Source organism: Actinomycetota bacterium (assembly GCA_005774595.1).
Taxonomy (GTDB): Bacteria; Actinomycetota; Coriobacteriia; order Anaerosomatales; family D1FN1-002; genus D1FN1-002.
Genome location: VAUM01000110.1, coordinates 1 through 5,860, shown reverse-complemented (window position 1 = coordinate 5,860; position 5,860 = coordinate 1). Strand labels below are relative to the sequence as shown.

Below are 5,860 nucleotides of genomic sequence, written 5' to 3'. Positions count from 1 at the left end.
GAGAACGGCTTGGTGAGGTAGTCGTCAGCGCCGAGATCGAGCGCCCGGATCTTGTCCTCGTCCGAGTCGCGGACCGACAGCACCATGACCGGGCCGTGGAACCACTCCCGCAGGCGCCGGCACGTCTCGAACCCGTCCATGCCCGGCATCGCCAGGTCGAGCACGACGGCCTCGGGCGTGCGCTCCGCCGCACAGCGCAGGGCGTCCTCGCCCGACGGCGCGGCCTCGACGTCGTACCCGGCAGCGTCGAGCACCGACCTGAGCGCGCGCCGCATCTGCTCCTCGTCGTCGACGACGAGCACGCGGGCCGGGCGCTCGGCCGCACTCACTCCCCCTCACCCCCCGACATCACACGTTCGCCCGCTCGCAGCGTCACCATGAAGCGCGCCCCGCGCGGCACGGCGTCCTCGACCCACACGCGACCGCCGTGCGCGCGGACGATCGCTGCGGCGATGGTCAGTCCGAGGCCGGTCCCGGGCACCGCCGCCGACGCGCTGCCACGGTGGAACTTCTCGAAGACCGCCCGCTTCTCGGCATCCGGCACGCCGGGACCACGGTCCTCGACCCAGATCACCACGTCCGGGCCGATGGTGCGGGCGCCGATGATGACCGGCTCGGACGGCCCCGAGTACGTGAGCGCGTTCTCGACCAGGTTCGCGAGCGCCCTCGCGACCTGCGCGAAGTCGACCGTGACCGGCGGCAGGCCCTCGGCAAGCTCGAAACGCACCCGCCCGCGCGCCACCTCGGGAAGCTTCGCCAGGACGGTGCCGAGCACGTCGCTGACGTCGCATGGTTCGAATCGCGGGCGCCACGCATCGGACTCGAGCTGCGACATGTCGAGCAGGTCGCCGATCGCGCCGTCGAGCCTCGCGAGGTCCGCGAGTGCCGCGGCCGCTTCCTCCCGGACGCGAGCGGGCACATCCTCGCCGGACCCGCCGGCCTCCACGAGGCCGCCGATGCGTGCGGTCGCCGCCGCCAGCGGCGTCTTGAGTTCGTGCGACACCGAGGAGACGAGCGTCGACTTGAGCGCGTCGGCCTAGCCGGGCGCCTTGGCGCGCGCGGCCAGCTCGTCCAGCCTCTGACGGCCGAGGGCGGCGGCGGCCAGGTTCGCGATCGCCACCAGCAGGCGGGTCTCGGCCGGTCCCGCCTCCGCGCCCCCGGGCCAGCGCACGTAGAGCACGCCCTCCACGCTCTGGCCGGCGTGCAGCGGCAGGTAGACGCCGTCGGCGGTGACATCCTCGAGCGCGAGCGACGGGCCGACGCTCACCGGACGGTCGTCGACCGGCAGGGCGGCGACGTCGAGTGCGATCGCCTTCCCGTTGTGCCCGACCCAGCCCACCATCGCCCGCTCCGCCGAGGCGGCGAGGAGCGGCCCAGCCCCGGCGAGGCAGACGGGGTCCACCGCGCCCGGCCGCACGTAGAGCGCCGCCCGCTCGGCCGCGAGCAGGCCGACGATGCTGTCCACGATGAGCGCCGCTGTCGATGAGGGTGAGTGCTCCGAGGTCAGGCGGAGCGCCAGGTCGTTGACGAGTCCGAGCTCAGCCTGACGCCGGACCGCCGCGTCCTCGCGCTCGCGGATCCGGGCGGTCTGCTGGCCGGAGACGAGCGCCACCGCGAGGAAGACGACGAGCGCGATCCACTCGGCCGGCGAGGCGACGGTCAACCTGTGGTAGGGCGGGACGAAGAGCACGTCGAGAGCGAGAAAGCCGGCGACCGCGGCCACGGCGGACGCTCGCAGCCCCGCGAAGCGCGCGACGATGATGATGACCGGCACCACGGCGAGCATGATCGTGGAAGGCTCGAGGTGTGTGCGCGCCGGCAGGAGCGCCACGATCGCGACCGCGACCGCGGCAAAGGCGAAGGGGTAGCCCCCGGCGAACCTGACCAGCCGCTGCCAGCGCATGGTGCGAGAGTAGCACCACGCCACGCGGAGTGCGGGCGCGGGGTGCGCGTGGTGCGCGCACTCAGCCGATCAGCCGCACGCCCGGGTACGCACCGTGCGCGGCCGCGTCCGCCGAGACGAGCTCGGCGTCGAGCAGCGACGCGAGCGCGGGCGCCAGCGCGTCGTAGAACGAACAGCCGAGAGCCTCGCACTGCTCGGCGGCCTCGGCGACCTGCTCGCGGGTGAGTGGGGCGAGGGCGACCGCATCAACGGTCCGGACCCATCCGTTCATGATGTCGGCAGGGCCGAAGTCGCGGCGCACGACCGACAGCACCTCGTGCGCGAAGTGTGTCGGGGCCGCAAGCGCCACATCCGCATCAGCGGCCTGCTCGAGCAACTCGCGTGCGTCATCCGATCCCGGCTCGTTGCGGAACCACTTCACCCCGACCGACGCGTCGAGGACCACACGACGGCCGCTCACTCGGACTCCTTCCGCAAGCCGCGGAGCGGCGAGGAGTCGTGCGTCTCACGGATCTCCCGAAGGATCTCCAGTGAAGGCCGGTCGTCATGCATCGGGTTGCGGTCGGCCATCTCCCGCATCCCCTCCACGGCCTCGAGCATCCGCTGCCGCCGAGCCTCGCGCGCCCGCTCCTCGGCCGACTTGCCGAGGTAGACCGCGGCCGCCTCCTGCACCAGCTCGCTGCGCGACCGGCCGAGCGCCTCGGCCTCGGCATCGAGCCGCATCAGCAGATCCTCGGGGATCGAGATCGTCACCTTCGCGCGCATCGCTTCACTCCCGTGTCATACCGTCCTGTCACACTCACGGTATGACAGCCACGCGACACCGTCAAGCACGCTCTCCGCCAGCGCTTCCGCGGGCCGTCGCGCCCGCCGGGATGCACGAATCTACCCCTCCGCGCCGCGATCCGCACCCTCTCCGCCGTCCCGGTCGGCGGAAGGCGCGTCACCACGCGCCACCGGCTTCGGATACACCACGCGCAGCAGGTAGGCGACCGCGACCGCCACCGCGAACGGCAGCAGCCCGACCGAGGTCGTCCGCACCCAGTCGGGCGCCGAGGCGAACTGCCCCGCCATGAGCGCGACCAGGAACGCGCCCTCGAGTGCGGCGTACGCCCATCCGGGCTCGGGCACGCGCGCGAGCGCCTCGCGGCGGCGCGGGCGGAAGACGTCGACGAGCACGAACGCGGCCAGCCCGGCCGCGAGCACGACGATCGCGGCCAGCACGAGATAGACCGGGCCGTTCAGCAGGACGTCGCCGTGCACGCTACCCCGCCGCTGCGGCGAGCCGCTCGGCGATCGCGGTGAAGAACGGGGCGCCGTCGGTGCGGCCGGTGACGGGGTCGACCGCGCGCTCGGGGTGCGGCATGAGCCCGAACACGTTGCCGCGCTCGTTGCAGATGCCGGCGATGGCGTCGAGCGCGCCGTTCGGCGCGCCGTCCGGGTCCACCGTGCCGTCCTCGGCGCAGTAGCGCAGCACGACCTGGCCGTTGCCGCGCAGCCGCTGCAGCGTCTCCGCGTCGCAGATGAAGTTGCCCTCGTTGTGGTTGATCGGGACGCGCACGACGGTGCCGGCCGGCAGCGAGGACCACTCGCAGCGGCTCTCCTCGACCCGCAGCGCCACCTCGCGGCAGATGAACTTCAGGCCGACGTTGCGCAGCAGCGCGCCGGGGAGCAGGTGTGCCTCGGTGAGTATCTGGAATCCGTTGCAGATGCCGAGCACCGGCCCGCCCGCTTCCGCGAACCGGACCACCTCGGCCATCACCGGCGAGAAGCGCGCGACCGCGCCGCAGCGCAGGTAGTCGCCATACGAGAAGCCGCCGGGCAGCACGATCGCGTCGAACCCGGCGAGGTCCGTGTCGCCGTGCCAGACGTACTCGGCCTCGTATCCGAGCAGCCGCGCGGCGTGGATGACGTCCTGCTCGCAGTTGGAGCCCGGGAAGATGACGACGCCGAACCGCACGGTCACTGCTCTGCCTTCTCGATGCGGTAGTCCTCGATGACCGGGTTGGCCAGCAGACGGTCGCACATCTCGCGGACGCGCGCCTCGTCGGTGCCGTCGGCGACCTCGAGGCGGATGTACTTGCCGATCTTCACCTCACCGACCTCGCCGTAGCCGAGGTTGACCAGCGCGCGCTGGGCGGTGGCCCCCGGCGGGTCGAAGATGCCCTTCTTGTACGTCACGTGGATCTCGTAGAGCGCCATGTCCCTCGTCACTCCTTCTCACTCGGGGCCGAAGCCCCGTCCGCGTCCGTGTCCACTGCAGCGCCCGCGAGCGCGCCGGCACGCCGCGCGGCCGCGGCGACCGCGTACCAGCGCGCGCCGAGCGCGATCCCGATGCCGGCGACCCATGCGACGATCGACGCCCACGCCACCGGCGGGATCGGATGGTAGTCCGCCGCCGCGAGCGCGGGCGCGCCCACCGCGTTGTACGACAGCAGGAACCCGAGGATCCCCGCGGCCGACAGCGCGAGGCCGCCCCGCAACGCCCACATCGCCGCTCGCGCTTCTGCCGGCAGCGCCGACGTCACGTCGCGTCCTTCTCGGAGCGGTCCGCCTTCTTGCCCGGGCGCTGCCCCTCGCGCGCCGCCCGCTGGATCTTGCGGATGATGGCGTAGTCGATGTAGAGCGCGCCGGCCAGGGCCGCCATCTCGAAGTACAGGCCCCACTTCGCGACCGCCTGGTTCACCGGCCACCCGCTGCCCGCGCCGAGCCACTTCAGCACGTTGGGGCCGAGGACATAGGCCACGGGCACGAGTGCGATGCCGAGCAGCACGGCCCACAGGCGGCGCCACTTCTTGACCTCGGGCGGGTCGACGTACGCGGCCTTGGCCGGGCCCGCGCCCTTCGGCTTCGCGCTCGCGCTCGGTGCGCCGGATGCGCGCTTGGGCTTCAGCGACGCCGAGCTGCGCCGCGTGCTTCCGATCTGCGCCTCCTTGCGATACCGCGGGTTCGTCGCGCTGCGCCTCGCCACGCCTCTCACGCCCCTTCCGGGACGAACTCGCGTCCGGTGATGAGCTCGTACGCCTCGATGTAGCGGCGGCTCGTGCCCTCGATGACGTCGGCGGGCAGCGCTGGGGCGGGCGGGCGCTTGTCCCAACCGCTCCCCTCGAGCCAGTCGCGGACGTACTGCTTGTCGAATGACGCCTGGCCTCGGCCGGGCTCGTACTCGTCCACCGGCCAGAAGCGGGACGAGTCGGGCGTGAGCACCTCGTCGATGAGCGTCACGGCGCCGTCGACCAGGCCGAACTCGAACTTGGTGTCGGCGATGATGATGCCGCGCGCGGCGGCGTGTTCGCGCGCGGCCGAGTAGACGGCGACGGCCTTGTCGCGCAGCTCGACGGCGTACTCGGCTCCGACGATCTCCGCTGCGCGCTCGAAGCTGATGTTCTCGTCGTGCTCGCCGAGCTCGGCCTTGGTCGAGGGCGTGAACAGCGGTTCGTCGAGGCGATCGGACTCGCGCAGGCCCGTCGGCAGCGGGATGCCGCAGACGGTGCCCGACTCGCGGTACTCCTTCCAGCCGGAGCCCGCCAGGTAGCCGCGCACGATGCACTCGACCGGGAAGACGGCCGCCTTGCGCACGATCATCGAGCGGCCGCGCAGGTAGTCGGCGTGCGGCGCGAACTCGGCCGGCAGGTCGGCGACGTCGGCGGAGATGAGGTGGTTCGGCACGACGTCGGCCAGCAGGTCGAACCAGAACAGCGAGAGCTTCGTGAGGACCTCGCCCTTGTGCGGGATCGGGTCCGGGAGCACCACGTCGAAGGCCGAGAGACGGTCCGAGGCGACCATGAGCAGGCGGTCGCCGAGGTCGTAGAGGTCGCGCACCTTGCCCTGCGCGTCGGGGGTCAGGTCCATGGGGCGCGGGGGTCCTTCCGGTTCACGGCGGGCTGGTGCGTGCATTGTAGCCGAACGGCCACGCGGCTCCGCCGTTCGCCCGCGCCCCTCAGAAGTACAGCGCCG

Annotated in this window: 11 protein-coding genes; all 11 read right to left on the bottom strand. The window is 72.5% G+C overall.

Annotated features, from left to right (window positions below; all coding sequences use genetic code 11):
* Positions 1 to 275, bottom strand: a 275-nt coding sequence (locus tag FDZ70_05755; GenBank protein ID TLM77156.1) for a response regulator, incomplete at its 3' end; no start/stop codon positions are given.
* A 50-nt stretch (positions 276 to 325) separates the two neighbouring features.
* Complete coding sequence (locus FDZ70_05750; protein ID TLM77154.1) at positions 326 to 1,003, bottom strand: HAMP domain-containing histidine kinase; 678 nt, start codon at positions 1,001 to 1,003, stop codon at positions 326 to 328.
* A gap of 33 nt (positions 1,004 to 1,036) precedes the next feature.
* The gene (locus FDZ70_05745) at positions 1,037 to 1,903 is read right to left on the bottom strand and encodes a DUF4118 domain-containing protein (protein ID TLM77153.1); all 867 of its coding nucleotides are present in this window, start codon (positions 1,901 to 1,903) and stop codon (positions 1,037 to 1,039) included.
* 61 nt (positions 1,904 to 1,964) lie between these two features.
* Positions 1,965 to 2,363: a type II toxin-antitoxin system VapC family toxin gene (locus FDZ70_05740; protein ID TLM77152.1), complete on the bottom strand. Its 399-nt coding sequence runs from the start codon at positions 2,361 to 2,363 to the stop codon at positions 1,965 to 1,967.
* Positions 2,360 to 2,668, bottom strand: a complete 309-nt coding sequence (locus FDZ70_05735) for a ribbon-helix-helix protein, CopG family (protein TLM77151.1) — start codon at positions 2,666 to 2,668, stop codon at positions 2,360 to 2,362. The genes FDZ70_05740 and FDZ70_05735 overlap by 4 nt, the downstream gene beginning before the upstream one ends.
* Positions 2,669 to 2,788: 120 nt before the next feature.
* On the bottom strand, positions 2,789 to 3,166 hold the full coding sequence (locus FDZ70_05730; protein TLM77150.1) for a hypothetical protein: 378 nt from the start codon (positions 3,164 to 3,166) through the stop codon (positions 2,789 to 2,791).
* 1 nt (position 3,167) lies between these two features.
* Entirely contained in the window at positions 3,168 to 3,863 is a 696-nt protein-coding gene (gene purQ / locus FDZ70_05725) for a phosphoribosylformylglycinamidine synthase subunit PurQ (protein TLM77155.1), read from the bottom strand.
* Between the two features lie 2 nt (positions 3,864 to 3,865).
* Positions 3,866 to 4,105 (bottom strand): phosphoribosylformylglycinamidine synthase subunit PurS, encoded by a 240-nt coding sequence (gene purS / locus FDZ70_05720; protein ID TLM77149.1) that lies wholly within the window; start codon positions 4,103 to 4,105, stop codon positions 3,866 to 3,868.
* 8 nt (positions 4,106 to 4,113) lie between these two features.
* The gene (locus tag FDZ70_05715) at positions 4,114 to 4,431 is read right to left on the bottom strand and encodes a hypothetical protein (protein ID TLM77148.1); all 318 of its coding nucleotides are present in this window, start codon (positions 4,429 to 4,431) and stop codon (positions 4,114 to 4,116) included.
* Positions 4,428 to 4,874: a hypothetical protein gene (locus tag FDZ70_05710; GenBank protein ID TLM77147.1), complete on the bottom strand. Its 447-nt coding sequence runs from the start codon at positions 4,872 to 4,874 to the stop codon at positions 4,428 to 4,430. The genes FDZ70_05715 and FDZ70_05710 overlap by 4 nt, the downstream gene beginning before the upstream one ends.
* Positions 4,875 to 4,879: 5 nt before the next feature.
* Positions 4,880 to 5,755, bottom strand: coding sequence for a phosphoribosylaminoimidazolesuccinocarboxamide synthase (locus tag FDZ70_05705; protein ID TLM77146.1), 876 nt, complete (start codon positions 5,753 to 5,755; stop codon positions 4,880 to 4,882).
* Positions 5,756 to 5,860: the final 105 nt, after the last annotated feature.